Below are 25,174 nucleotides of genomic sequence, written 5' to 3'. Positions count from 1 at the left end.
TCACTTCTCGACGTACCGCAGGGAGCGCAGCCCGCGCTCCAGGTGCCAGTGCAGGTACGCGGAGACCAGCCCGCTGCCCTCCCGGACGTACCGCGCCTCGCACGCGTCGGCGGTCTCCCAGTCTCCCGCGAGCAGCGCGCCGAGCAGCTCCAGGGTCTGCGGCGACGGGACGACACTGCCGGGCACCCGGCAGTCGGCGCACACCGTGCCGCCGGAGGCCACTGAGAAGAACCGGTTGGGTCCCGGCATGCCGCACCGCGCGCAGTCGCTGAAGCTGGGCGCGTAGCCGTTGACGGCGAGGGAGCGCAGCAGGAAGGCGTCGAGGACGAGGTGCGGCGCGTGCTCGCCGCGGGCCAGCGTGCGCAGGGCGCCGACGAGCAGCAGGTACTGCTGGACGGCGGGCTCGCCCTCGTGGTCGGTGAACCGCTCGGCGGTCTCCAGCATGGCCGTCCCGGCGGTGTAGCGGGCGTAGTCCGTCACGATCGCGCCGCCGTACGGGGTGATCGTCTCGCTCTGCGTGCACAGCGGCAGCCCGCGTCCGACCAGTTCACTGCCCTTGGCGAAGAACTGCACGTCCACGTGGGAGAACGGCTCCAGCCGGGCCCCGAACTTCGACTTGGTGCGCCGCACGCCCCGGGCCACGGCCCGCACCCGCCCGTGGCCGCGGGTGAGCAGCGTGATGATCCTGTCCGCCTCACCCAGCTTCTGGGTGCGCAGCACGATGCCGTCGTCGCGGAACAGAGTCATGAGCCCATTCTGCCCTCCTCGGGAGGCGGGCAGGGGCACGGCGGGAGCACGACGGGAGCCCCCGGCCCCCGCGGGCGCGTGCCCGCGCGCGGCGGTGGACGCCGCACGCCCGCTCCGCCGTGGACGCCGCGTGCCCGCTCGGCCGTGGACACCGCATCCGCTCAGCCGTGCCCGCGCCGCCCGGCCGCGGGGAAGGTCCGCACGTACCGCCGCTGCCACGGCGTCTCCACCGCCCGCCGGTCGTAGTGCTCCCGCACGTACGCCACCGCCCGCGCCGCCGGTACGCCGTCCAGGACCGCCAGGCAGGCCAGGGCCGTTCCCGTGCGGCCCCGGCCACCGCCGCAGGCGAGTTCGACGCGTTCGGTGGCCGCCCGCTCCCAGACCTCCGTCAGCACCGCGCGGGCCGCCTCGCGGTCGGCCGGGAGGCGGAAGTCGGGCCAGCGCAGCCAGTGGGCCTCCCAGGGGACGTCGGGGGGCCGGCGGCCCAGGAGGTAGACGCCGTACGTGGGCAGGGGCGCCGCCGGGTCGAGGGGCCGGCGCAGGCCGCGGCCGCGCACCAGGCGGCCGGAGGGCAGGCGCAGGACGCCGGGGGCCCGCTCGTCCCACGGGCCGGCCGGCCCGCCGTGCGGCCGGGCCGGTTCGTCGCACGGCGGGGTCGGCTCGTCGCGCGGTGGGGTCGGTTCGGTCACGGGGCCATGAGACCGCCCCGCACGCGGTGGCCGCAAGGCCGCTCACCCGGCGCCGTGCTCCCGCACCGCCCGTGCCGCCCATGCCGCCCGTGCCGCCCGTGCCGCCCGTGCCGCCCGTGCCGCCCGTGCCGCCCGTGCCGCCCGTTCGTCGATGTCCCGGAAGTGGACGCTCAGGGCGTGCTGCGCGCCCGCCGCGTCCCGGGCGCGCAGCGCGGTGACGATGGCGCGGTGGCGGCGGACGGTGACGTCGGGGGCGGGGTCGGCGGGCCGGCCGCGGACGCCGGCGACGCGGCGGAAGACGGTCCAGAAGGCGCCGAGGAGCTGCGGGACGAGGGCGTTGCCGAGCGGGGCGTAGAGCGACTCGTGGAACCGGCGGTCGAGTTCGGGGAAGGGAGAGCCCGCGCGGCCGGCGGTCTCCATACGCCGGACCAGCGCGTCCAAGCGGTCCAGGTCCGGTTCCGTGACCGTCGCCGCCACCCGGCGGATCAGGCCCTCCTCCAGCGCCTGTCGGACCTGGAGGATCTCCGCGAGGGCGCCGGGGCCCTCGCCGTGCCGGACGAGGGTGCGGAAGGTGAGGCCGTCGACGAGCGGGGCGAGGGAGACCTGGCCGACGTAGGTGCCGTGGCCGTGCCTGATCTCGACGATGTCGAGGGCCTGGAGCGCCTTGAGGGCCTCGCGGACGGAGTTGCGGCCGGCGCCGAGGCTCTCCATGAGCTCCTGCTCGGTGGGCAGGGGGGGCGCCGGGGCGGAGCCCGCGGTCGAGGATGAGCTGCACGACCTGGCGCCGGATCCGGCTGGTCCTGGGCTCCCCGGGCATGCGCCGCATCGTACGCGCCCAGGACGTCCCACGTCCCACCTCCGGCGACAGGCGGACTGGACACTTTCTGACGCTCCGTCAATCAGGCGGGCGGGCAAGCCGTTTCGCGCCGCCATGGGCGCGACCTGTGGCGGCCGCGGCATTCGTGCATGTTCCCTTGACCGCCTCCACGGGCGCTCCTATGGTCGCGCTGACCCCCGGACGTAGGACGTCGTATCTCCTCCGTCTCCCACCCTTCGCGCCCTTCGCGGGAGGAACCGTGCGCGACGTGTCCCACGACGCACCGGCGCTGGGCCGCCGGTCGCTCCTGAAGTACGGCGGTGCGCTGGGCGCGGCGACGGCGCTGACCTCGACCCTGGCGGCCTGCTCGGCCGGCCCGCAGTCCACCGACGACACCGGCGGCGGCAGCGGCGGGGACCGGACGCTGACCGCGGTCATCGGCTACGGCAACGACGGGAGCTGGGACCCGACGCAGACGGCGTCGGCGTTCTCCATGGCCGCCAACCACCACATCTACGAGGGGCTGCTGGACACCGACCCCATCACCCGCGAGCCGTACGCGGCGCTGGGGACGCGGGTGCCGCGGGACCCGCACAGCACGACGTGGCGGTTCTCGCTGCGGCCGGGCGCGGTGTTCCACGACGGCAGGCCGGTCACCGCCGACGACGTCGTGTTCGTCTTCGACCGGATCCTCGACCCGGACACCCAGACCCTCGCCAAGGGCTTCTTCGCGAGCTGGCTGAAGGAGGTCCGGAAGGTCGACGCGCGGACGGTGGAGCTGGTGCTGAGGTTCCCGTTCCCGGACGGGCTCGCACGGCTGACCCTCGCCAAGATCATGCCGAAGCACGTGTTCGCGCAGCCGGGCGCCTGGGACCGGGCGATCAAGGGGCTGGCGATCGGGTCGGGCCCGTACCGGCAGACCGCGCACCACCCGAAGTCCAACACCACCTTCGCCGCGTTCGAGGACTACAACGGCCCGCGCAGGCCGGCCTTCAAGCGCATGAACTGGCTGACCATCGTGGACGCCGCGCCGCGCGTGGCGAAGATCTCCGGCGCCGGCGCGGGCGCGCAGATCGCCGACAACATCCCCTACGCCACCATCGCGCGGCTGCGCGACAGCGGCCTGAAGGTCGAGGGCGGGGCCGGGATGAACAACCTGTTCCTGATGTTCAACACCCGGCACAAGCCGTTCGACGACGTGCGCGTGCGGCAGGCCCTGCACTACGCCATCGACACCGAGAAGATGGTCCAGGTCGCGCTCAAGGGGCACGGGAAGCCGTCCACGTCCTTCCTCGACGAGGGCAATCCCGCCCACCGGCGGGCGAAGACCGTCTACGACCACGACCCGGAGAAGGCGAGGGCGCTGCTGCGGGCGGCCGGCGTCAGCGGTCTGAAGGTCGACCTGCTGGCGGTCAACGTGAGCTGGATCGTCGACTGCCTGCCGACCATCAAGGCGTCCTGGGACGCGATCGGCGTCGCCACCACGCTGTCGCCGCAGGAGACCACGGCCGTCTTCACCAAGATGGACCAGAGGCGGGACTACCAGGTCGTCGCGGCGGCCTCCAACCCCAACCAGTTCGGCCTCGACGCCGACCTGATCATGCATTACAACTACGGGCCCGACAACCTGTGGATGCAGTACACCCGTTGGGCCGGCCACCCGGTCGCCAGGAAGCTGTTCCGGGACATGGACGCCGCCACGCGCGAGCCCGACCCGGCGCGGAAGAAGGCGATGATCCAGGACTACATTGACGTCGTCGCCGAGCAGGCCGTGCTGTACCCGGTGGTCCACAACGAGCTGATGACCGCCTGGGACCCCGACCAGCTCACCGGGATAAGGCCGCAGCCCTACCCCGGCATCAACCTGCTGCAGGCCAAGTGGGCCTGACGGCCCGGGGAGTCGCCGGCCCATGGTCGCCATCGCCCGCATCCTGCTCCGCCGCGTCCTGCTGCTCGTGCCGCTGCTGCTCGGCATCGTGCTGTTCGTGTTCCTGGTGATGCGGTTCTCCGACGTCGACCCGGCCTCGGCGTTCTTCCAGGGCGCCAACCCCACGCCGCGGCAGCTGCACGACTTCCGGGAGCGCAACGGCCTGCTGGACCCGCTGCCCCTGCGCTACGTCCACTTCGTCGGCGACCTGCTCCACGGCGACCTGGGCACCAGCGCCCTCACCCGCGCCCCGGTCGCCGACCAGGTCGCCACCGCGCTGCCGCTCACCCTCCAACTCACCTTCCTGGGGCTGGCGATCGCGGTGGTGCTGGCGCTGGTGGGCGGGGTGACGGCGGCGATCCACCGGGACCGGCTGCCCGACCAGATCGTCCGCGTCGTCTCCCTGACCGGGGTGGCCGCGCCGGGTTTCTGGCTGGCGCTGCTGATGATCCAGTACCTGGCGGTCGACCGGGGCTGGTTCCCGACCGGCGGCTACGTCAACCCGGCCGACTCCCTCACCGGCTGGCTGCGGACGATGACCCTGCCGGCGTTCGCGCTGTCGCTGCCGGTGGCGGCGCAGCTCACGCGGATCGTGCGCACCGCCGTGGTGGAGGAGCTGGACCGGGACTACGTGCGCACGGCGATCGGCAGCGGGCTGCCGCCGCGGGTGGTCGTCGGCCGCAATGTGCTGCGCAACGCGCTGATCAACCCGCTCACCGTGCTCGGGCTGCGCGTCGGCTATCTGCTGGGCGGCGCCGTCGTCATCGAGACGATCTTCTCGCTGCCCGGCATGGGCAAGCTGATGATCGACGCGGTGCAGAACGGCGACCCGGCCGTCGTGCAGGGCGTCGTCCTGACCACCGCGACCGGTTTCGTCGTCGTCAACCTCGCCCTCGACATCCTCCACCTGCTGCTCAACCCGCGACTGAGGGAGGCGGCGTGACCACCACCGGCCAGGAGCCCACGGACGGAAACCGGGCGGACGGAAAACGGGCGGACGGGGACCCCGCGGGCGAGGACCCGGCGGGCGGGAACCGGACGGGCGAGGACCCCACGGGCGGGGGTCCCGCGAGCGGGAGCCGGACGGGCGGGGTCCCCGCGGGCCGGCCCCGCACCCGCGCCGGTCTCGCCCGCGCCCTGGCCCGGCCCGGCATCCGGCTGCGCGGCCCGCGCCGGCTGCCGCCGCTGTCGCAGGCCGCGCTGTGCTTCCTCGCGCTCGTGGTGCTGACGGCGCTGCTCGCCCCAATCCTCGCCCCGCACGACCCGCTCGACCAGCAGCCCCTGACCGGCGGCAGCGGGCACCCGTCGGCCGGGCACTGGATGGGGCAGGACAGCCTCGGGCGGGACGTCCTCAGCCGGCTGATGTACGGCGCCCGCTGGTCGCTGGCGATCGGGCTGGGCGCCACCGCGCTCGCCCTCGTCGCCGGCGCGCTGCTCGGCGCGGTCGCGGCGACCTCCCGCCGGGCGGTGGACGAGACGCTGATGCGCTGCCTGGACGTGGTGATGGCCTTCCCCGGCATCGCGCTGGCCGCCGTCCTGGTCGCCGTGTTCGGCGGCGGCATCGGCGTGCTGATCTGCGCGATCGCGTTCCTGTTCACGCCGCCGGTGGCGCGGGTGGTGCGGGCCAACGTCCTGGACCAGTACGGCGAGGACTACGTCACCGCGGAACGCGTCATCGGCGCCCGCACCCCGCACATCGTGCTGCGGCACGTCGCCGTCAACTGCGCGGCGCCGGTGCTGGTGTTCTGCACCGTGCAGGTGGCCGAGGCGATCGTGTTCGAGGCGTCGCTGTCCTTCATCGGCGCCGGGGTGCGCCCGCCGGCCCCGTCCTGGGGCAGTGTCATCGCCGACGGCAAGAACATGGTGCTGACCGGCGGCTGGTGGGCCACCGTCTTCCCCGGGCTGCTGATCCTGCTCACCGTGCTGTCGCTGAACATCCTCTCCGAGGGCGTCTCCGACGCGTGGGCGGCACCGGCCGCCCGCGAGGTGGCGGCGGGCCGGGAGGCGGCGGCGGACCGGGAGGCGGCGGGCCGGGAGGCGGCGGGCCGGGAAGACGACCGGCTCCAGGCGCCCGGGGCGGGCGGCGGCGAGGTCGTCCCCCTGCCCGGGCTGGCGGAGGCGGCGCGGCGGCTGCGGGCGCGGGCCCGGCCGCCGGCCCGCGACGGGCAGCCGGTGCTCGCGGTGGAGGACCTCGCCATCGGCTTCCCGCACCGCCACCGCGGCGTGGACGTCGTCGACGGCATCGGCTTCGAGGTGTATCCCGGCGAAGTCCTCGGCCTGGTCGGCGAGTCGGGCTGCGGCAAGTCGCTCACCGCGCTGGCCGTCATGGGCCTGGAACCCAAGGGCGCCCGCGTCCGGGGCCGGGTCCGCTTCCGGCAGCGGCAGCTGGTGGGCGAGCCGATGCGGGTGCGGCGGCGGCTGCTGGGCCACGAGATGGCGATGATCTACCAGGACGCCCTGTCGTCGCTCAACCCCGCCATGACGATCCGCGCCCAGCTCCAGCAGGTCGTGCGGCGCGGCGGCCGGCGCTCCCCCGCCGAGCTGCTGACCATGGTCGGCCTCGACCCCGGCCGCACCCTGCGCAGCTACCCGCACGAGCTGTCCGGCGGCCAGCGCCAGCGCGTCCTGATCGCCCTGGCCCTCTCCCGCGACCCGGGGCTGATCGTCGCCGACGAGCCGACCACCGCCCTCGACGTCACCGTGCAGGCCCAGATCATCGACCTGCTGCTGCGGCTGCGCGCCGAGCTCGGCTTCGCCCTGATCCTCGTCTCGCACGACCTGGCCCTCGTCGCGGACGTCACCGACCGGGTGGCGGTGATGTACGGCGGGCAGATCGTGGAGACCGGCGTGACCGCCGACCTGGTGGCGGCCCCGGCCCACCCCTACACGCGCGGCCTGCTCGGCAGCGTCCTGTCCCTGGAGGCCGGCCAGGAGCGCCTGACGCAGATCCGGGGCGTCGTGCCCGCCCCCGCCGGCTTCCCGCCCGGCTGCCGCTTCGCCGACCGCTGCCCGCGGGCGAGCGCGGTGTGCCGCGCCACCGCCCCCCGCCTGGCGGGCACGGCCGCCCACACGGTCGCCTGCCACCACCCGGCCGTCGCCCTGCCGGGCACGGGCAAGGGCACGGGCACGGGCACGGGCGCGGACACGGGCACGGGCGCGGACACGGGCACGGACACAGGCACGGACGCCGAGAGCGAGGCCGTCTCGTGAGCGCGCTGGTGGAGCTGTCCGACGTGCACGTCGTGCACCGCGCCCGCAGCGGCGGCCTGTTCACCCGGGACCGGGTGTACGCCCTCACCGGCGCCGATCTCGCCGTCGCGCCCGGCGAGACGGTCGGCGTCGTCGGCGAGTCCGGCTGCGGCAAGTCCACGCTGGCCAAGGTGCTGGTGGGTGTCCAGCGGCCGACGTCCGGGACGGTGTCGGTGCGCGGCCGCGACCTGTGGGCGATGCCGGCCGCCGAGCGCAGGAGGACGGTCGGCGCCGGTACCGGCATGGTCTTCCAGGACCCGTCGACCGCCCTCAACCGCCGCCTGACGGTGCGCCGGATCCTGCGCGACCCGCTGGATGTGCACCGGCGCGGCACCCCGGCGCAGCGGGAGGAGCGGGTACGGGAGCTGATGGCCCTGGTCGGGCTGCCGCCGGCGCTCGCCGGGGCGCTGCCCGGCCAGTTGTCCGGCGGGCAGCGCCAGCGCGTGGCCGTGGCGCGGGCCCTCGCCCTCGACCCGGAGCTGGTGGTGGCGGACGAGCCGACGAGCGCGCTGGACGTGTCGGTGCGCGCCCAGATCCTCAACCTGCTGCTGGACCTCAAGGAGCGCCTGGGGCCGGCCCTGGTCTTCGTCTCGCACGACATCCGGACCGTGCGCCGGATGAGCGACCGCGTGATCACCATGTACCTCGGCCGGATCGTGGAGGAGGCCCCCGCCGACCGGATCACCGACCACTCCCGGCACCCGTACACCCGCGCCCTGTTCTCCGCCACCCCCGGCCTGCTCGACCCCATCGACCCGATCCCGCTCGCCGGCCCGGTCCCGTCGGCGACGCGCCCGCCCAGCGGCTGCCCCTTCCGCACCCGCTGCTGGCGGGCGGACGACCGGTGCGCGGAGGTGATGCCCGGCTTCACGGCCGCGTCGGCGCCGGGGCACCGCTTCCGGTGCCACCATCCTGTGGAGGAGGACGCGGCCACCCGCGACCTCGTACGGCAGAGCCACGCCACGCACTCCAGGGAGCCTTCATGACCCTTCCCGCCCCGCTCACCGGTGTCGTCCCGCCCGTCTGCACCCCCCTGACACCGGAGGGCGAGGTGGACGTCCCGTCCCTGCTGCGGCTCGTCGACCACCTGGTGGGGGCCGGGGTGCACGGGCTGTTCGTGCTCGGTACGACGTCGGAGGCCGCGTACCTCACCGACCGGCAGCGCACGCTGGTGGTGGAGTCGGTGGTGGGGCACGTGGGCGGGCAGCTTCCGGTGCTGGCCGGCGCCATCGACATGACCACCCCCCGGGTGCGGGAGCACGTCGGGGCCGTCACCCGGGCGGGCGCGCAGGCCGTCGTCGTCACCGCGCCGTTCTACACCCGCACCCATCCCGAGGAGATCGCCCGCCACTACCGCCTCGTCGCCGCCGCCAGTCCCGTCCCGGTGCTCGCCTACGACCTCCCCTCCGGCGTGCACACCAGGCTGCCGGCCGAGGTGGTGCTGGAGCTGGCCGCGCAGGGGGTGCTCGCCGGGCTGAAGGACTCCAGCGGTGACCTGGCCGGCTTCCGCCGGGTCGTCGCGGGCGCCCGGGAGCAGTGCGGCAGTACCGGCTTCAGCGTGCTCACCGGCTCCGAACTGCTGGTCGACGCGGCGCTCGCGCTCGGCGCCGACGGAGCCGTGCCCGGGCTGGCCAACGTCGACCCGCACGGGTACGTACGGCTGGACGGGCTGTGCCGGGCCGGGGACCTGGAGCGGGCGCGGGCCGAGCAGGAGCGGCTGTGCGCGCTGTACCGGATGGTCGACGCCGGCGATCCGGCGCGGATGGGCGCGAGCTCGTCGGCGCTGGGCGCGTTCAAGGCGGCGCTGCACCTGCGGGGCGTCATCGACTGCCCGCTGACGGCCGAGCCGCAGATCCCGCTGACGCAGGAGGAGGTCCGGCGGGTGGGCAAGTTCCTGGCGGCCGCGGGCCTGCTGTGAGTCCTGGCGGCCGCGGGCCTGCTGTGAGCCCGTCCCGCCCGGCGGCGCGGTGCCGGCCGGGGGACGGCACCCGTCAGCCCGCCCGCCGGCCGAGGCCGGCCACCGGGACGCGGCGGAACTCGATCGTCTCGTACGCGCTCGCCGTCCCCGTCTCGTACAGCACCCCGACCGTGTCCCGGTCCGGCTGCGTCAGGTCCGAGTAGGCCGCCGGCCGTTGCGACAGCGTCACGGCCCGGGTGAAGCTCGCCCCGCCGTCCGTGCTGCGCCACACCGCCGGCGCCTGACGGGCCGTCGGAACGGAGGGCGCGGAGAACAGCAACGGCGCCGAGGGGCCGGGGAGTTGGAGCACGCTGCCGTGGACGACCGGCGCGTCGTCGAGGGTGGGCTGGACGGTGAAGGGCTTCTCCAGGCTCGTCCCGCCGTCACCGGAGTAGGCGTCGAGGCGGTTGCCGGGCAGGGTGCCGTTCTGGTCGCGGGCGTTGAGGTAGAGGCGGCCGTCGGGGAGTTGGGCGGCGGTGGACTCGTTGGCGTTGGCGGTGCCGTCGTAGGTGGCGTCGACGTACCCCAGGCGCCAGGTGCGGCCGCCGTCGTCGCTGTAGAGGGCGTGCGCGCCGTAGTACTTGGCCTCCTGGCCGGTGTCGGTGGAGCCGGCGGGCGGGGCGGCGGAGTGGTCGGCGGGGACGACCAGGCGGCCGGGGGTTGCCCCGTTGGGGGCGTGCGGGCCGCGGGTGAGGGCGACGGCGTGCCCGGGCCCGGTCGCGTACCACCGCCAGCCCGCCGGCTTCACCTCCCGGGTGATCTCCCGCGGCCGGGTGAAGTGCCGCCCGTCGTCGAGGCTGCGCTGCACGAACACCCGCCGGCCCCGCTCCGGCGCGACCTCGCCCCGCATGATCTGCGCCTCTGTCACGCTCCCGGCGTTGAAGCAGGTCACCAGGACCACCGCTCCGGTACGGGGTTCCACCACCGGTGTCGGGTTGCCCCGCGTGTCCCCGTTCCCCGCGGCCACCACCCGCAGCGGGCCCCAGGTGCAGCCGCCGTCCGTCGAGCGGCGCAGCACGACGTCGATGGCACCGGTGTCGCCGGCGCCGTCGCGCCGCCCCTCGGCGAAGGCCAGGACGGTGCCGCGGCGCGTGGTGACGGCGGCGGGGATGCGGTAGGTGGCGTAGCCGCCCTCGCCGGAGACGTAGGGCACCGAGGAGGCGCAGCCGGGGGCCGCCGAGACGGGGGCGGGGGCGGGGGCGGCGAGCGGGGTGAGGAGGACGGCGGCGGCGAGGAGCGTGCGGCTCAGGAGGGTCATCGCTCTCCCTTGCGGAGGGGGGTGGCTGCTTCCCTGTCGGTCACATGCTCCCCGGCCGCACCGCCGGCCACTCGGGCACCGGCGCTCCGGCTCGGCGCACGCCTTCCTTCCACCGGCCCTGCGGCCCGACGCGCCTTTCTTCCACCGGCGCGCTCGAAACGGCGCACGGCCCCTTCCACCGGCGCGCTCGAAACGGCGCACGGCCCCTTCCACCGGCGCGCTCGAAACGGCGCACGGTCCCTTCCGCGCCGGCGTCCTCGGGGCGGCGTGCGCGCTGAGGGGCGGCGTGCGCGCTGAGGGACGGCGTGCGCGCTGAGGGACGGCGTCCGTGCTCAGGACGGCGTGCGCGCCGCCTCCAGCAGGCGTGTCACGTCGTCCGCGCAGATGGTCAGGGCCGCGCCCACCGTGGCGAGGACGTCGCGCTCGGCGGGGGTGTAGGGGCCGTCGGCGAGGGCGATGCGGGCGCCCTGCAGCAGGATCGACTCGCGGCCGGCGGGGGCCAGGTGCGGGGCGAGCGGGTCGAGGGACTCGTGCAGTTCGATGGCCAGGCCGGGGCCGCAGGCCTGGCCGTACACCCGCCCGGTGTCCGCGGCGAGCGCCTCCACCAGGGCGGCGAGCTGTTCCCGGGTGCAGTCGGCGAAGCCGGCCGCGCGCACCGCGCCGGCGGCGGCGTCCAGGGCGGTGCGGGAGCAGGTGCCGCCCGCGGCGAGCACCGCGAGGGAGACGGTGTGCACGGCGTCGCGCAGCATCGCCGACAGGCGGGTGGTGGTGGGGTGGTCCAGGACGTCGGTGCCGAAGTGCCGGCGGCAGGCGGCGCACTCCACGACCGGTCCGGTGACGCCGCGGGGCAGCACGGGCACGCCGAGCAGGGTGAGCCGGCGCCGGCCGGTCAGCCGCTGGTAGTTGCGGTCGCCGCCGCAGTGGGGGCAGAAGAACTCGCCGTCGCCCACGGCCGCCCACGCCGTACGGGTGCCCAGGATGCGCGCAGCCCCGGCAGTACGGCCGTTTCGTCCCCGTCCTGGCAGCACGTCGCACCTCCGTAACCGCGCGGCAGCATCGCAGCGCTTGCGTGATGTTAGCCACATCGCCGAGGTGCAGTCAGCACCCTGGACGAGACCTTCCCGTGACCTCCACGGGCGTGTGGCCGGTATGCGCCGGAAGGAAACGGGGCCCCGTCCGCCGCGACCGGCGGACGGGGCCCCGAACGTGCTGGTCAGCCGCGTGAACGCGGGTCAGCGGGCGGCCCGGTTGACGGCGGAGACGACGGCCTTCAGCGACGCGCGTGTCGTATTCGCGTCGATGCCGACGCCCCACAGGACCTTGTCCTCGATCGCGCACTCGATGTACGAGGCGGCCTGTGCGGAGGCGCCCTCGCTCATCGTGTGCTCCTGGTAGTCCAGCAGGCGTACGTCGATGCCGATGGACTGCAGGGCGTCGAAGAAGGCGGAGATCGGGCCGTTGCCGGAGCCGGTCAGGACGGTGTCGACGCCGTCGACGGTGGCCTCGACGGTGAGGGTGTCCACGCCGTCCTTGTCGGTCGTGGTCTGCCCGGTCCTGACCTGGATGCGGCCCCAGGGGTTGTCCGGGTTGGGCAGGTACTCGTCCTGGAAGACCTCCCAGATCTCCTTCGGCGTGATCTCGCCGCCCTCGGCGTCGGTCTTCGCCTGGATGATCTTCGAGAACTCGATCTGCATGCGGCGCGGCAGGTCCAGCTTGTGCTCGGTCTTGAGCACGTAGGCGATGCCGCCCTTGCCGGACTGGGAGTTGACGCGGATGACAGCCTCGTAGGAGCGGCCCACGTCCTTGGGGTCGATGGGCAGGTAGGGCACCGCCCACTCCAGGTCGTCGACCGTGACGCCCCTGGCCTTCGCGTCGGCCTCCATCGCGTCGAAGCCCTTCTTGATGGCGTCCTGGTGGGAGCCGGAGAAGGACGTGTAGACCAGGTCGCCCACGTACGGGTGGCGCGGGTGGACCTCCATCTGGTTGCAGTACTCCCACGTACGACGGATCTCGTCGATGTCGGAGAAGTCGATCTGCGGGTCGACGCCCTGGGAGAACAGGTTCATGCCCAGGGTGACCAGGTCGACGTTGCCGGTGCGCTCGCCCTGGCCGAACAGGCAGCCCTCGACGCGGTCGGCGCCGGCCATCACGGCCAGCTCGGCCGCGGCCACGGCGGTGCCGCGGTCGTTGTGCGGGTGGGCGGACAGGCACACGAACGCGCGCCGGGTCAGGTTGCGGTGCATCCACTCGAAGCGGTCGGCGTGCGTGGACGGCGTCGAACGCTCCACCGTGGCGGGCAGGTTGAGGATGATCTCGCGATCCGGGCCGGGCTGCCAGACGTCCATGACCGCCTCGCAGACCTCCAGGGCGAAGTCCAACTCGGTGTCGGTGAAGATCTCCGGGCTGTACTGGTAGCCGAACTCGGTCTCCGCGCCCAGCAGTTTCTCGGCGTACTCCATCACCAGCCGGGTGCCGTCCACGGCGATCTGCTTGATGTCGTCCTTCGAGCCGCGGAAGACGACGCGGCGGAAGACCGGGGCGGTGGCGTTGTACAGGTGGACGTTGGCGCGGCGGGCGCCCCGCAGGGACTCCACCGTGCGCTCGATCAGGTCCTCGCGGGCCTGGGTGAGGACGGAGATCGTCACGTCCTCGGGGATCGCGCCCTCCTCCTCGATGATGGAGCGCACGAAGTCGTAGTCGGTCTGCCCGGAGGCCGGGAAGCCGACCTCGATCTCCTTGTAGCCCATCTTGACCAGCAGGTCGAACATCGCCCGCTTGCGGGCGGGCGACATCGGGTCGATCAGGGCCTGGTTGCCGTCGCGCAGGTCGGTGGACAGCCACCGGGGGGCCTTGGTGATGCGCTTGTCCGGCCAGGTCCGGTCGGGCAGGTCGACCTGCTCGTAGGGCCGGTACTTGTGGATCGGCATCGAACTGGGCTGCTGGCGGTTGGCCATGGTGCGGGGCTCCTCGAAGGGTCCGGAAACGGCGGCCGACGACGCAACGCCAAGCTCCGCGGGGAGGGGGTCGGCCTCGACTACAGGCCCTCGCCGCGGCAGCTAAGGAGAAGCAGCCCGAAACGCATGATGCTCCGCATGCTAACCGAGTCCCGCCGGGCACGAGGCCCTGTATCAGTATGCGGGACCCGGAGGACAAAAAGGACGAAACGTGTCGCACGCCACTGCGCCACGGACCGGCACGCAACCACACGGGGAGGGCGACGAGGCGACGGAGCGGCACGAGGGAGCGGCGCACCCCGCCGCGGACCGGCGCACCCCCGCCACAGGCCGACGCGCCACCCGGCCGCGGGCCGGGGCCGACGTACCACCCCGTCACGGAACGCGGACTTCCTTGTCCCTCTTTTTCACCAATCAAGGTGACGGATGGTGACACGCTCGTAACCGAGTGCCATGGTGCCGGACATGACGACCCACGGGGGCCACGAGCCCGTCTTCTGCACCATCGTCCCGCCCCACGTCCTCGACCGGCTGGCCCGTCACGACGACCCCGCGCTCGCCGAGCCCGCGCGCCGCACCCTGGAGCGCGACGCCTACGAACGCACCCACCGCCGCCTGACCACGGTCACCGGGGTGCCCGCCGCCGCCCCGCGCCCGGTCGGCGCCGAGTCCGGCCGGCCGCACCGCACGATCCACGACGCCCGGCACCGGACCGACCTGCCGGGCCGGAAGGTGCGCGCCGAGGGCGAGGCGCCCGGCAAGGACGCCACCGTCGACCGCGCCTACTCCGGTCTCGGCGCCACCTTCGAGCTGTACCTGAAGGCGTACGGCCGCGACTCCATCGACGGCAGCGGCCTGCCGCTGGTCGCGACGGTCCACTACGACAGGGACTACGACAACGCCTTCTGGAACGGCGAGCAGATGGTCTTCGGCGACGGCGACGGCGAGGTCTTCCTCGACTTCACCATCCCCGTCGACGTCATCGGCCACGAACTGACCCACGGCGTCACGCAGTACAGCGCCAATCTGGCCTACTTCGGCCAGTCCGGCGCCCTCAACGAGTCGGTCTCCGACGTCTTCGGCTCCCTGATCAAGCAGTACGCCCTCGGCCAGACCGTCGCCGAGGCCGACTGGCTGATCGGCGCCGGGCTGCTCGCCCCGCGCGTCACCGGCACCGCCCTGCGCTCCCTGAAGGCGCCGGGCACGGCCTACGACGACGACGTCCTCGGCAAGGACCCGCAGCCGGCGACCATGGACGGCTACGTCCACACCGGCAGCGACAACGGCGGCGTCCACATCAACTCCGGCATCCCCAACCACGCCTTCTACCTGGTGGCCAACGCGCTGGGCGGCCACGCCTGGGAGCGCGCCGGGCAGATCTGGTACGACGTGCTCACCGGCGGCGAGCTGCAGGAGGACGCCCTGTTCACCGACTTCGCCTCGCTCACGGTCAAGGCCGCCCGCGCCCGCTACGGCGACGGGGAGGAGTCGGACGCGGTGGGCAAGGCGTGGGAGCAGGTCGGGGTGCGCGCGCTGTAGGGCCACGCCGGATGCCGTACAGCCCGTACCGGGTAGTGCCGCACCGGATGCCGTACAGCCCGTACCGGGTGGTCCAGGTAGTGCCGCACCGGATCCCGTACTAGACAGGCCTCATGCGCATTCGAGTGAAACGCACGGGCGGGTTCGCGGGCATCGAGCGCCGCGCCGAGGTGGACACCGCGGGGCGGGCCGACGCCGCCGAGTGGCAGGCGCTGGCCGAGCGGGCGGTGGCCGCCGGCCGGCGCCTGCCGCCCGCCGGGGTGCCCGACGGCTTCTCCTACGAGATCACGGTCGACGGGCGGACGGTGTACTGCGCCGACCCGCGGCTGACGGACGAGCAGCGGGAGCTGGTGTCACGCGTGCTCAAGGAGGGCGCGTAAGGGGCGCACGGAGGATGCATGAGGGGCGCGCGGGGAGGCCGCACCGCGCCTTGACGCACGGGCGTTGACTTCCGTTACCGCAGGTAAGGATGATCCGGCGCATGGCGACGCACCCGATCCCTCCCTTCCCGCCCGGCTTCCTGTGGGGCGTGTCCACCTCGGCCCACCAGATCGAGGGCGCGGCCGACGAACGCGAGCCGTCGGTGTGGGACGCGTTCACGGCCGAACCGGGACGGGTGAAGGACGGCTCCACGGCCGCGGTGGCCTGCGACCACTACCACCGCTACCAGGAGGACGTGGCCCTCCTGTCCGACCTGGGCGTGGACGCGTACCGCTTCTCCGTCTCCTGGCCACGGGTGGACTCCCCCGGCGGCCTGGACTTCTACGACCGCCTGGTGGACGAGCTGTGCGCGGTCGGCGTCCGCCCGGTGCCGACCCTGTTCCACTGGGATCTGCCGCTGGCGCTGCAGGAGGCGGGCGGCTGGCTGGAGCGGGACACGGCCTTCCGGTTCGCGGAGTACGCGGCCCGGGTCGCCGCACGCCTCCGCGACCGCGTCACCCAGTGGATCACCCTGAACGAACCGGCCGAGCACACCCTCCTCGGCCACGCCCTCGGCGTCCACGCCCCCGGCCGCCGCCTGCTCTTCGACGCCCTCCCGGTCGCCCACCACCAACTGCTCGCCCACGGCCTGGCCGTACGGGCCCTGCGCGCGGCCGGGGTCACGGACATCGGCATCGCCAACTCGCACGGCCCGACCTGGCCGGCCTCCCGCGAGAGCGCGGACGTGGCGGCGGCGGACCTGTACGACCTGTTGCTGAACAGGCTGTTCGCCGAACCGCTGCTCCTGGGCGAATACCCCGACGGGCTGGGCGAGTTCATGCCCGAAGACGCCGGGGCGGACCTCGAGGTCATCGCCGAGCCCCTCGACTGGTACGGCATCAACTACTACGCCCCGACACGCGTGGGCGCCCCGCTGGGCCGGGACGACGCGTTCGCCGGCGTCCCGATCCCCGCCGAACTCCCCTTCTCCCTACGGGAGATCGAGGGCCGTCCGGTGACGGACTCCGGCTGGCCCGTGGTCCCGGAGGGGCTGACGGACCTGCTGACCGCCTTCCGCGACCGCTACGGCGACCGCCTCCCGCCGGTCGTGATCACGGAGAACGGCTGCAGCTACGAGGGCGTGGACGACCGGGAGCGGATCGCCTACCTGGACGCGCACATCCGCGCCCTGCACCGCGCGATCGAGGCGGGCGTGGACGTGCGCGGCTACTTCATCTGGTCGCTGCTGGACAACTTCGAGTGGGCCGAGGGCTTCGCCCGCCGCTTCGGCCTGGTCCACGTCGACTTCCGCACCCTGCGGCGCACACCGAAGGCGTCGTACCGGTGGCTGCGGGAGGTGCTGCGGGAGCAGCGGGAGGGGCGCCAGGGGGCGGCGGGGCCCGAGACCGACTCGGCCGGAGACCTGTAGCCCCGGGCCTGTAGCCCCGGGGGCGGAACCCCGCCGGAGTCCGGGGCGTAGGCGGGGCCGCCCGCCGAGGCGGAGGCGGAGGCGGAGCCCCGCAGAGCGTCCGAGCGTCCGCCTTCCAGCCGACCGGGACGGGCGGGCGGGCGCCCTTCGCTCAGAAGCCCAGCCGGCGGAGCTGCTTGGGGTCCCGCTGCCAGTCCTTGGCCACCTTCACGTGCAGGTCCAGGTACACCGGCGTGCCCAGCAGCGCCTCGATCTGCTTGCGGGACTTGATGCCGACCTCCTTCAGCCGCTGCCCCTTCGGCCCGATCACGATGCCCTTCTGGCTCGGCCGCTCGATGAAGACGTTGGCGTGGATGTCGAGCAGCGGGCGGTCCGCGGGCCGCCCCTCGCGCGGCCGCATCTCCTCGACCACCACGGCGATGGAGTGCGGCAGCTCGTCCCGCACCCCTTCCAGCGCCGCCTCCCGGATCAGCTCGGCGACCATGACCTGCTCGGGCTCGTCGGTGAGGTCCCCCTCGGGGTACAGCGGCGGCCCTTCCGGCAGCAGCGGCACCAGCAGGTCGGCCAGCAGCTCCACCTGCTTTCCGGCGACCGCCGACACCGGCACGATCTCGGCCCACTCGATCCCGAGCTCCTTGCCGAGCTGGTCGACCGCGATGAGCTGCTCGGCGAGCGTCTTGGGGTCGACCAGGTCCGTCTTGGTGACGACGGCGACCTTGGGCGTCTTCCTGATCCCGGCGAGCTCCTTGGCGATGAACCGGTCCCCGGGCCCGATCCGCTGGTCGGCGGGCAGGCAGAAGCCGATCACGTCCACCTCGGCCCACGTCGTGCGCACGACGTCGTTCAGCCGCTCCCCGAGCAGCGTGCGCGGCTTGTGCAGCCCGGGGGTGTCCACGAGGACGAGCTGCGCGTCCGGCCGGTGGACGATCCCCCGCACGGTGTGCCGGGTGGTCTGCGGCCGGTTGGAGGTGATCGCCACCTTCTGCCCGACGAGAGCGTTCGTGAGAGTGGACTTGCCCGCGTTGGGCCGGCCCACGAAACAGGCGAAGCCGGCCCGGTGGACACCCTCCGCCGACCGCTCGGATGACTGTGTACGAACGCTCATGGCGCCCATTCTCCCCGATCCACGACCCCCCACCGCACCACGCACCCGCCCGCACCGCGCCCCGCACCCCCGACGGGGCCCCCGTCGCCACGCCCGCGCCCCCGGCGGGACCTCCATCGGCGGGCCCTCCGTCACCACGCCGACGCTCCGGCGGTGAGGTCCCGGAAACCCCGTCGCAACACGAAACGTCACGGAAACACAGCCGTACGCGATCGGAAACGCGCTCCGGTGACCCTCGGACCAGCCCCCGCACCGTTGGAGTGAGCGTGACTGTGACCGTGACCACGACGGCGTCGACGACCCTGGCCGCAGCGCATGTGAACACCGGCGACACCGCCTGGCTGCTCGCCTCGACCGCCCTGGTCCTGCTGATGACCCCGGGACTGGCCCTCTTCTACGGCGGCATGGTCCGCACCAAGAGCGTCCTGAACATGCTCATGATGAGCCTGGTGTCGATCGCGCTGGTCACGGTGGTCTGGCTGGCCTGCGGCTACGCACTGGCCTTCGGCGACGACGCGTTCGGCGGCCTCGTCGGCGACCTCCGCCACGCCGGCCTGGCGGGCCTGACCCCCGACAGCGTCCGGGGCACGGTGCCCACGCTGCTGTTCGCCACCTTCCAGCTCACCTTCGCGATCATCACGGCGGCGCTGATCAGCGGCGCGATCGCGGACCGCGCGAAGTTCTCCGCGTGGCTGGTGTTCGTCCCCGTGTGGACGCTGCTGGTGTACGTCCCGGTCACCCACTGGGTGTGGGGCCCGGGCGGCTGGATCCAGCACGACCTTCGCGCGCTGGACTTCGCGGGCGGCCTCCCCGTCGAGATCACCTCCGGCGCCTCGGGACTGGCGCTCTGCCTGGTCCTGGGCCCGCGCCTGGGCTTCAAACGGGACGCGATGCGCCCGCACAACCTGCCGATGGTGGTGCTCGGCGCGGGCCTGCTGTGGTTCGGCTGGTTCGGCTTCAACGCCGGTTCCGCGCTCGGTGCCGACGGCCTGGCCGCGGCCGCCTTCCTCAACACCCTCGCGGCCGGCTGCACCGGCCTGCTCGGCTGGCTCCTCGTCGAGCAGAAGCGCGACGGCCACCCCACCACCCTGGGCGCCGTCTCCGGCGCGGTCGCCGGCCTCGTCGCCGTCACCCCGTCCTGCGGCGTGGTCTCCCTGCTCGGCGCCCTCGTGGTGGGCCTGGCCGCGGGCGTCGTCTGCTCCTACGCCGTCGGCTGGAAATTCCGGCTCGGCTACGACGACTCGCTCGACGTCGTCGGCGTCCACCTGGTCGGCGGCGTGATCGGCACCCTCCTCATCGGCCTGTTCGCGGTGCGGGAGATGACCGGCGGCGCGCAGGGCCTGCTCTACGGCGGCGGGCTCGCGCCGCTGGGCCGGCAACTGCTGGCGGTCGTGGCCGTGGCGGCGTACGCGTTCGCGGCGACGTACGGCCTCGGCAAGCTGCTCGACAGGGTGCTGGGCCTGCGCGCGAGCGAGGAGCAGGAGCACACCGGCCTGGACCTTACGGTGCACGCGGAGACGGCCTACGATCACGGAGTCCTGGGCCACGGCGCCCCGGTCTCCTCCACCGTCGTCCCCACCGCCACCGCACAGAAGGTCAGGCCGCAGGCATGAAGCTCATCACCGCCATCGTCAAGCCCCATCGCCTCGACGCGGTCAAGACGGCCCTGCAGGAACTCGGCGTGCACGGGCTGACCGTGACCGAGGCCAGCGGCTACGGCCGTCAGCGCGGCCACACCGAGGTGTACCGCGGGGCCGAGTACCGGGTCGACCTGGTGCCGAAGGTGCGGATCGAGGTCGTCGTGGAGGACGCGGACGCCGACGCGGTCATCGACGCGGTCGTGAAGGCCGCCCAGACCGGCAGGATCGGCGACGGCAAGGTGTGGGCGCTGCCGGTCGAGACGGTCGTCCGCGTCCGCACGGGCGAGCGCGGGCCGGACGCCCTGTAGCACCGGCCCGCCGGGCACCCGGCCCGAAGGACACCACCGGGCACCCGGGCCGAAGGGCAAAGTGGGCACCCGGCCCGAAGAACACCGCCGGGCACCCGGCCCGGAAACGTCAGCCCGCGGTCGCCGTCAGCCGGACCGACCCGTCGGGCGCGGCCAGCAGCACCGGCGTCCCGGGCCCGCCCAAGTCGCGCACGGCGGCCCGGTCCTCCTCCGTGAGGGACTCGGCCTCACTGACCACCGCCGCCGCCTCCAGCGACTTCGCCCCGGACGCGACCGCCATCGCCACGGCCGTCCGCAAGGCGCTGAGCTGCAGCGAGTCGAGCGCGACGGTGCCGGCGACGTACGTCCGGCCGGTCTCGTCGCGCACCGCGGCGCCCTCCGGAACGCCGTTGCGGGCCCGGGCCGAGCGGGCCAGGGTGACGATCTTGCGGTCCTCGGGATCGAGCGCGTTGCTGTCTGCCATGCCCCGAGCATACGGACCCGCCGCCGACGGCGGCCGGCTCACCCGGCCACCGGGTACATCGCCCCGCGCCGCCCCTCCGGGGAAGCCGGCCACTCCAGCTTGGCGGCGGTGTTCGCCTCCTCCAGCGGGGTGTGCAGCACGATCGTCGGATCGGGCCGGGCCGGCACCTTCACCGCCGTGGCCTCCACCACCAGCAACCCGGCCGGCGGGTGGTCGAGCTCCTTGCGGATCTGCCCGGCGTCCTCGATGTCGCGCCGCTCCCCCAGCTCAGGGACATGCGCCAGGTGTGCGGGGGAAGAGGGAACGCCGTCGGCTTGCGGCGGGGCGTCAGTCGCAGGTCCGGAGCGCGGCGACGAGTTGCCGTGCTTCCTTCGCGCCGCGTCGCATGAGGACGGCGGCCACGGTGTGCAGCTCGTTCCACGAGTGGGGGCGTCCGATGTCGGCAGCATCGGGTACCACGGTCAGCGCGACGGAGGCGGCCTGCGACGCCTCGCCGGCCTCGGCCAGGGCGTGCGCCAGGCATGCCCGGTACCACGTCTTGTCACGGCGATAATCGTCGGGCAACTCGGCCAATCCGACGGTGAGATGGGCGATGGCCGCCTTCCAGTCGCGCAGATGCAGCGCGGCCATGCCTCGCTGCAGGGTGAACCACGTCTCGCCGTAGAAGTACATCCACGGCGGTTCATCCTCCGGATGCCGCGCCGCGCGGCCGATGAGTTCCTGCGCCTCGTCCAGCAGCCGCTCGGCTCGTCGGCGTCGCCGTTGAGCGCGTGCCCTCGGGCGGCCATCTGCGCGGCCATGCCCTGAACCCCGAGCGACGTTCCCGGTGCCGACCGACGGGCGGCCTCCGCCAGTCGTACACACCGGTCTCCGCGACCACCGGACCACGCCATGTGCGCCTTCATGCTGAGCGTCGTGGCCGCCATGTTGGCGTCACCGGCCTCCAACGCCCACTCGTGGCTGCGGTCGTACCAGGCGAGAGCGGCGGCGGTCTGCCCTTGGTCCTGCGCCATCCACGCCAGGAACTGCGCGTGTTCGGACGCCAGACGCACCACCCGATCCGCCAACGGGCCTCGCGCGCTGCCGTACAGGTCCACCACGGTCCGGAGCTGCTGCCGCATCAAGCCCACCAGCGGCCGTGACCCGATCTCGTCCTCGGCGCGGCGGTGTTCCGCCAGCAGCCGGTCGAACCAGTCGAGCGTGGCGGCGTCCACCCGGTGCTCGCCGTCGACCACGCTCGTCACCCGCGCCGGCAGATCATCGTCCGGTCCCGGACCGGGTACGGCGAGCGCGGGCACCGGCGAGTCGGCGCGCGGCTGGTCGGTGACCAGGAGGTGCGCCGGGATGTGAAGCCCGTCCACGATGCGTTGCCGCACCTCGACCGAGGTGACATGCCGTCGACCGCGCTCAATGGTGGACACCTCGGGCTGGACGAGGCCGACGCGTTCACCGAGCTTCGTCCGGCTCAGTCCGGTGAGCTGCCGGTAGGCGCGAAAGACGGCACCCCAGTCCTCGGCGGCGACCGCCGACACCAACTGCGGATGGGACCACAAGTCCGCGCGGATTTCCCCCATACGTCAAATATAGGGCGCATCCATAGGGCCTTGGCATGGCTTTGAGCAGGGAGGGACGCGAGGGTCTTCGTGAAAGGCCCCCCGCGACCGCGCGCCCGGCCCGGGGGTGTGGTCACCAACCTGGCTTGGAGGTTGACGACATGCTCCACCTTGCAGCGCGGCTGCTTCGTCCGCTGCTGCGGTTCCGCTTCCTCCGGCGGGCCGCCATCGGACAACGGAAGCGGACCCGTCCCCGGCAACGCTCCCGGCACCCTGCCGCCCGCGCATGCCTGCGTTGGACGGCGAAGCCATCGGGATCGTCCGGCCGTACGTCCTCGCCCACGAACGCCACGTGGCACACGAACGCCGGCAGCGCCGGCAGCGCCGCCGTGCCGGGCTGGTCCTGGCGCCACAGGGCATCGCCCTGCCGGAAGTGGTCGCGTGAGCCGCCCCCGCCTGCTGCCCTGGTCCGAGGACGGCAAGCCCGCCTACCTCCACACCGACGACCCGCACAGCGTCCTCTCACAGCTCGCCGACCAGATGGAAGAAACCCAGCTCAGCGTCGGCGACGACGTCCTCGAGGGCGCCCGCGACGTGCTGAACGACCCGGAAGCCGGCGCACCGGAGCTGCGCTTCGCGGCGACACGGCTGAGCGAGTGCCTGTGCGACGCGCTGCGGGTCGCCAGATCCCGCGGCACCCGCCTGGAGGACTACGAGGACCGGGCGGACGAGCACGAGGACGAGCACGAGGACGAGTACGGGGACGAGGACGAGGAAGCCGACGGCGACACCACGGCACAGGAGAACGACGCGTGACCCGCACGATCCTGGCCCTGGACGCGGCGGTCCGGCGGTCGTCCTGGCCGCGGCGGCCCTGGTCGCCGCGGGCCTGCGCACCGGGCGGCGGACCGGGTCAGGGGCGGTCGAGGCGGAGGCGTTCGGCGCGCGGTAGGCCGGCCACGACCAGGTCGTAGGAGTCCTCCACGAGTTCCCGGACCAGGCGGTCCGGGAGCCCGCCGTCGACGGTGACGGTGTTCCAGTGCCGCTTGTTCATGTGGTACCCGGGGACGATCAGGTCCGGGTGCTGCGCGCGCAGCCGGACCGCGTCCTCCGGGTCGCACTTGAGGGTGACCCTCAGGGGCCGCGCGTGCAGGTCGGACAGGGCGAACAGGCGGCCGCAGACCTTGAAGACGGAGATCTCCGGCCGGAACGGGAAGTCCTCCACGGCGGCGGCGAAGGACAGGCACAGCGCGCGCAGCTCCGGCGGCGTCATTCGCGCTCCGCCCCCTTCTCGGCCGCCACGGCGCCCGCGCCGCCCGGCTCCTCCCGCTCCGGCTCCCGCGGCGGCTCGACCGGCTCCACCAGCACCGTGACGATCTTGTTGCGGCGGCCGGCGGCGGCCTCGGCGGTCAGCCGCAGCCGGCGCTCGTCGGGCAGTTCGACGACGGCGGAGGCGCCGGCGATCGGGACCCGGCCGAGGGCCTTGGCGAGCAGGCCGCCGACGGTCTCGACGTCCTCGTCGTCGTAGGCCTCCAGCCCGTACAGCTCGCCCAGGTCCCCGGTGCCGAGCCGGGCGGTGACCCGGTAGCGGCCCTCGCCGAGCTCCTCCACGGGCGGCAGCTCGCGGTCGTACTCGTCGGTGATCTCACCGACGATCTCCTCGAGGATGTCCTCGATGGTGACGATGCCGGCGGTGCCGCCGTACTCGTCGATGACGACGGCGACGTGGTTGCGCTCCTTCTGCATCTCGCGCAGCAGGTCGCCGGCGTTCTTGGTGTCGGGCACGAAGAACGCCGGGCGCATCACCGTGGAGACCGGCTCGCTCTCCGCGTCCCGGTTGATGTGGGTGCGGCGCGCCAGGTCCTTCAGGTACACGATGCCGACGACGTCGTCCTCGCTCTCCCCGGTGACCGGGATACGGGAGAAACCGGAGCGCAGGGCCAGGGTGAGGGCCTGGCGGATGGTCTTGAACCGCTCGATGGTCACCAGGTCGGTGCGCGGCACCATCACCTCGCGCACCAGGGTGTCGCCGAGTTCGAAGACGGAGTGCACCATGCGGCGCTCCTCGTCCTCGATCAGCGACTCCTTCTCGGCCAGGTCGACCAGGGCGCGCAGCTCCGCCTCGGAGGCGAACGGGCCGCGCGGGAAGCCCTTGCCGGGGGTCAGCGCGTTGCCGATGAGGATCAGCAGCGACGGGATCGGGCCCATGATCCGCGCCAGCGGCACCAGCACGTACGCCGCCGCGGTCGCCGTGTTCAGCGGGTGCTGGCGGCCGATGGTGCGCGGGGAGACGCCGACGGCGACGTACGACACCAGCACCATGATCCCGATGGCGATGAGCAGGGCCTCGGCGGTGCCGGGGAACTCCTGCAGGCACGCGTACGTGATCATGGCGGCCGCGGCCATCTCGCAGGCGACGCGCACCAGCAGGGCCACGTTCAGGTAGCGGGTCGGGTCGGCGGCCACCCGGGCGAGCCGGGCGCTGCCGCGGCGGCCGGATCTGACGGCCTCCTCGGCGCGGAAGCTGGAGACGCGGGCCAGGCCCGCCTCCGCGCAGGCGGCGAGCCAGGCGACGACGACCAGGGCGATCGCGCCGGTCACGATCTGCGGGCTCATGACACGGTCGGGGCCGGGGAGGGCCCCTCCATACCCCTCTCCGCGCGCCAGCCGTCCACGATGGCGGCCTGCAGGCCGAACATCTCGGCCCTCTCGTCCGGTTCCTCGTGGTCGTAGCCGAGCAGGTGCAGCACACCGTGGACGGTGAGCAGTTGCAGCTCCTCGTCCATGGTGTGCTGCGTCGGCGCCTCGGCACCTTGCTTGGCGGCGACCTCCGGGCACAGCACGATGTCGCCGAGCAGGCCCTGCGGGGGCTCGTCGTCGTCCTTCGACGGCGGCCGCAGCTCGTCCATCGGGAAGGACATGACATCGGTGGGCCCGGGCAGGTCCATCCACTGCCGGTGGAGCTGCTCCATCGCCGCGGCGTCCACGAGGATCACCGAGAGCTCGGACAACGGGTGGATGCGCATCCGCGCGAGCGCGTAGCGGGCGATGTCGAGGATCGCCTGCTCGTCGACCTCGGTGCCGGACTCGTTGTTGACGTCGATCGACATGGGCTGTGC

The 25,174-nt window shown here is 73.6% G+C and carries 22 protein-coding genes and 3 pseudogenes; 12 read left to right on the top strand and 13 right to left on the bottom strand.

Going from position 1 to position 25,174, the window contains the following annotated elements; genetic code table 11:
* The 3 genes and pseudogenes from recO to IE225_RS03510 all read right to left on the bottom strand — a co-directional run.
* Entirely contained in the window at positions 1 to 747 is a 747-nt protein-coding gene (recO, locus tag IE225_RS03520) for a DNA repair protein RecO (protein WP_190055805.1), read from the bottom strand.
* 161 nt (positions 748 to 908) lie between these two features.
* Positions 909 to 1,328, bottom strand: a complete 420-nt coding sequence (locus IE225_RS03515; protein WP_190056088.1) for a protein-tyrosine phosphatase family protein — start codon at positions 1,326 to 1,328, stop codon at positions 909 to 911.
* A 231-nt stretch (positions 1,329 to 1,559) separates the two neighbouring features.
* Positions 1,560 to 2,262 (bottom strand): annotated as a pseudogene (locus IE225_RS03510) (FadR/GntR family transcriptional regulator); the annotation flags it as partial.
* 250 nt (positions 2,263 to 2,512) lie between these two features.
* On the opposite strand from IE225_RS03510, the gene IE225_RS03505 reads away from it, so the two are divergent.
* The 5 genes from IE225_RS03505 (at position 2,513) to IE225_RS03485 (ending at position 9,347) form a co-directional block, all read left to right on the top strand.
* Complete coding sequence (locus IE225_RS03505; RefSeq protein WP_190055804.1) at positions 2,513 to 4,141, top strand: ABC transporter substrate-binding protein; 1,629 nt, start codon at positions 2,513 to 2,515, stop codon at positions 4,139 to 4,141.
* A 22-nt stretch (positions 4,142 to 4,163) separates the two neighbouring features.
* Positions 4,164 to 5,123: an ABC transporter permease gene (locus tag IE225_RS03500; protein WP_190055803.1), complete on the top strand. Its 960-nt coding sequence runs from the start codon at positions 4,164 to 4,166 to the stop codon at positions 5,121 to 5,123.
* Positions 5,124 to 5,317: 194 nt separating this feature from the next.
* Positions 5,318 to 7,390: a dipeptide/oligopeptide/nickel ABC transporter permease/ATP-binding protein gene (locus IE225_RS03495; RefSeq protein ID WP_190056087.1), complete on the top strand. Its 2,073-nt coding sequence runs from the start codon at positions 5,318 to 5,320 to the stop codon at positions 7,388 to 7,390.
* A complete protein-coding gene (locus tag IE225_RS03490) occupies positions 7,387 to 8,415 on the top strand; it encodes an oligopeptide/dipeptide ABC transporter ATP-binding protein (RefSeq protein ID WP_190055802.1) in 1,029 nt (342 codons plus the stop codon). Before IE225_RS03495 ends, IE225_RS03490 begins: the two co-directional genes overlap by 4 nt.
* Complete coding sequence (locus tag IE225_RS03485) at positions 8,412 to 9,347, top strand: dihydrodipicolinate synthase family protein (protein WP_190055801.1); 936 nt, start codon at positions 8,412 to 8,414, stop codon at positions 9,345 to 9,347. The genes IE225_RS03490 and IE225_RS03485 overlap by 4 nt, the downstream gene beginning before the upstream one ends.
* Before the next feature lie 73 nt (positions 9,348 to 9,420).
* On the opposite strand, the gene IE225_RS03480 is transcribed toward IE225_RS03485, so the two are convergent.
* The 3 genes from IE225_RS03480 to leuA all read right to left on the bottom strand — a co-directional run bounded on the left by IE225_RS03480 (position 9,421) and on the right by leuA (position 13,598).
* A complete protein-coding gene (locus IE225_RS03480; protein WP_190055800.1) occupies positions 9,421 to 10,644 on the bottom strand; it encodes a sialidase family protein in 1,224 nt (407 codons plus the stop codon).
* A 332-nt stretch (positions 10,645 to 10,976) separates the two neighbouring features.
* Entirely contained in the window at positions 10,977 to 11,672 is a 696-nt protein-coding gene (locus IE225_RS03475; RefSeq protein WP_190055799.1) for a TerB family tellurite resistance protein, read from the bottom strand.
* A gap of 204 nt (positions 11,673 to 11,876) precedes the next feature.
* Positions 11,877 to 13,598, bottom strand: coding sequence for a 2-isopropylmalate synthase (gene leuA / locus IE225_RS03470; RefSeq protein ID WP_190055798.1), 1,722 nt, complete (start codon positions 13,596 to 13,598; stop codon positions 11,877 to 11,879).
* A 465-nt stretch (positions 13,599 to 14,063) separates the two neighbouring features.
* On the opposite strand from leuA, the gene IE225_RS03465 reads away from it, so the two are divergent.
* From IE225_RS03465 to IE225_RS03455, 3 genes are all read left to right on the top strand, one after another.
* On the top strand, positions 14,064 to 15,137 hold the full coding sequence (locus IE225_RS03465) for a M4 family metallopeptidase (RefSeq protein WP_190055797.1): 1,074 nt from the start codon (positions 14,064 to 14,066) through the stop codon (positions 15,135 to 15,137).
* 113 nt (positions 15,138 to 15,250) lie between these two features.
* Complete coding sequence (locus IE225_RS03460; RefSeq protein ID WP_190055796.1) at positions 15,251 to 15,517, top strand: protealysin inhibitor emfourin; 267 nt, start codon at positions 15,251 to 15,253, stop codon at positions 15,515 to 15,517.
* Between the two features lie 89 nt (positions 15,518 to 15,606).
* The gene (locus IE225_RS03455) at positions 15,607 to 16,986 is read left to right on the top strand and encodes a GH1 family beta-glucosidase (RefSeq protein WP_190055795.1); all 1,380 of its coding nucleotides are present in this window, start codon (positions 15,607 to 15,609) and stop codon (positions 16,984 to 16,986) included.
* Positions 16,987 to 17,137: 151 nt separating this feature from the next.
* On the opposite strand, the gene era is transcribed toward IE225_RS03455, so the two are convergent.
* Entirely contained in the window at positions 17,138 to 18,091 is a 954-nt protein-coding gene (era, locus tag IE225_RS03450) for a GTPase Era (protein WP_190055794.1), read from the bottom strand.
* Positions 18,092 to 18,357: 266 nt separating this feature from the next.
* On the opposite strand from era, the gene IE225_RS03445 reads away from it, so the two are divergent.
* Both IE225_RS03445 and IE225_RS03440 read left to right on the top strand, forming a co-directional pair.
* Positions 18,358 to 19,704 carry an ammonium transporter gene (locus IE225_RS03445; RefSeq protein WP_308432439.1) on the top strand — a complete coding sequence of 449 codons (1,347 nt, stop codon included), beginning with the start codon at positions 18,358 to 18,360 and terminating at the stop codon, positions 19,702 to 19,704.
* The gene (locus tag IE225_RS03440) at positions 19,701 to 20,039 is read left to right on the top strand and encodes a P-II family nitrogen regulator (RefSeq protein WP_190055793.1); all 339 of its coding nucleotides are present in this window, start codon (positions 19,701 to 19,703) and stop codon (positions 20,037 to 20,039) included. The genes IE225_RS03445 and IE225_RS03440 overlap by 4 nt, the downstream gene beginning before the upstream one ends.
* Before the next feature lie 109 nt (positions 20,040 to 20,148).
* Here IE225_RS03440 and IE225_RS03435 read toward each other — a convergent pair whose 3' ends face one another.
* From IE225_RS03435 to IE225_RS03425, 3 genes and pseudogenes are all read right to left on the bottom strand, one after another.
* Positions 20,149 to 20,502 (bottom strand): cytidine deaminase-like protein, encoded by a 354-nt coding sequence (locus IE225_RS03435; RefSeq protein ID WP_190055792.1) that lies wholly within the window; start codon positions 20,500 to 20,502, stop codon positions 20,149 to 20,151.
* 38 nt (positions 20,503 to 20,540) lie between these two features.
* Positions 20,541 to 20,768 (bottom strand): annotated as a pseudogene (locus IE225_RS03430) (XRE family transcriptional regulator); the annotation flags it as partial.
* Between the two features lie 61 nt (positions 20,769 to 20,829).
* Positions 20,830 to 22,076, bottom strand: a pseudogene (locus tag IE225_RS03425) (NsdA family TPR-like regulatory protein).
* A 265-nt stretch (positions 22,077 to 22,341) separates the two neighbouring features.
* Between IE225_RS03425 and IE225_RS03420 the strand changes: the two are divergent.
* Both IE225_RS03420 and IE225_RS03415 read left to right on the top strand, forming a co-directional pair.
* Complete coding sequence (locus tag IE225_RS03420; RefSeq protein ID WP_190055791.1) at positions 22,342 to 22,500, top strand: hypothetical protein; 159 nt, start codon at positions 22,342 to 22,344, stop codon at positions 22,498 to 22,500.
* A complete protein-coding gene (locus IE225_RS03415; RefSeq protein ID WP_229879207.1) occupies positions 22,497 to 22,871 on the top strand; it encodes a hypothetical protein in 375 nt (124 codons plus the stop codon). Before IE225_RS03420 ends, IE225_RS03415 begins: the two co-directional genes overlap by 4 nt.
* Before the next feature lie 97 nt (positions 22,872 to 22,968).
* Here the strand turns inward: IE225_RS03415 and IE225_RS03410 are convergent, their stop codons facing one another.
* Genes IE225_RS03410 through ybeY form a run of 3 tightly spaced genes read right to left on the bottom strand, consistent with a single transcriptional unit; the run spans position 22,969 to position 25,165 of the window.
* A complete protein-coding gene (locus IE225_RS03410; protein WP_190055790.1) occupies positions 22,969 to 23,328 on the bottom strand; it encodes an MmcQ/YjbR family DNA-binding protein in 360 nt (119 codons plus the stop codon).
* Positions 23,325 to 24,671, bottom strand: coding sequence for a hemolysin family protein (locus tag IE225_RS03405; protein WP_229879205.1), 1,347 nt, complete (start codon positions 24,669 to 24,671; stop codon positions 23,325 to 23,327). The genes IE225_RS03410 and IE225_RS03405 overlap by 4 nt, the downstream gene beginning before the upstream one ends.
* Complete coding sequence (gene ybeY, locus IE225_RS03400) at positions 24,668 to 25,165, bottom strand: rRNA maturation RNase YbeY (protein ID WP_190055789.1); 498 nt, start codon at positions 25,163 to 25,165, stop codon at positions 24,668 to 24,670. Before ybeY ends, IE225_RS03405 begins: the two co-directional genes overlap by 4 nt.
* Between the last annotated feature and the right edge of the window lie 9 nt (positions 25,166 to 25,174).

The sequence above is a fragment of the Streptomyces echinoruber genome (genome assembly GCF_014651135.1).
Classification (GTDB): Bacteria; Actinomycetota; Actinomycetes; order Streptomycetales; family Streptomycetaceae; genus Streptomyces; species Streptomyces echinoruber.
This window is presented reverse-complemented; position numbering and strand designations above follow the sequence as displayed.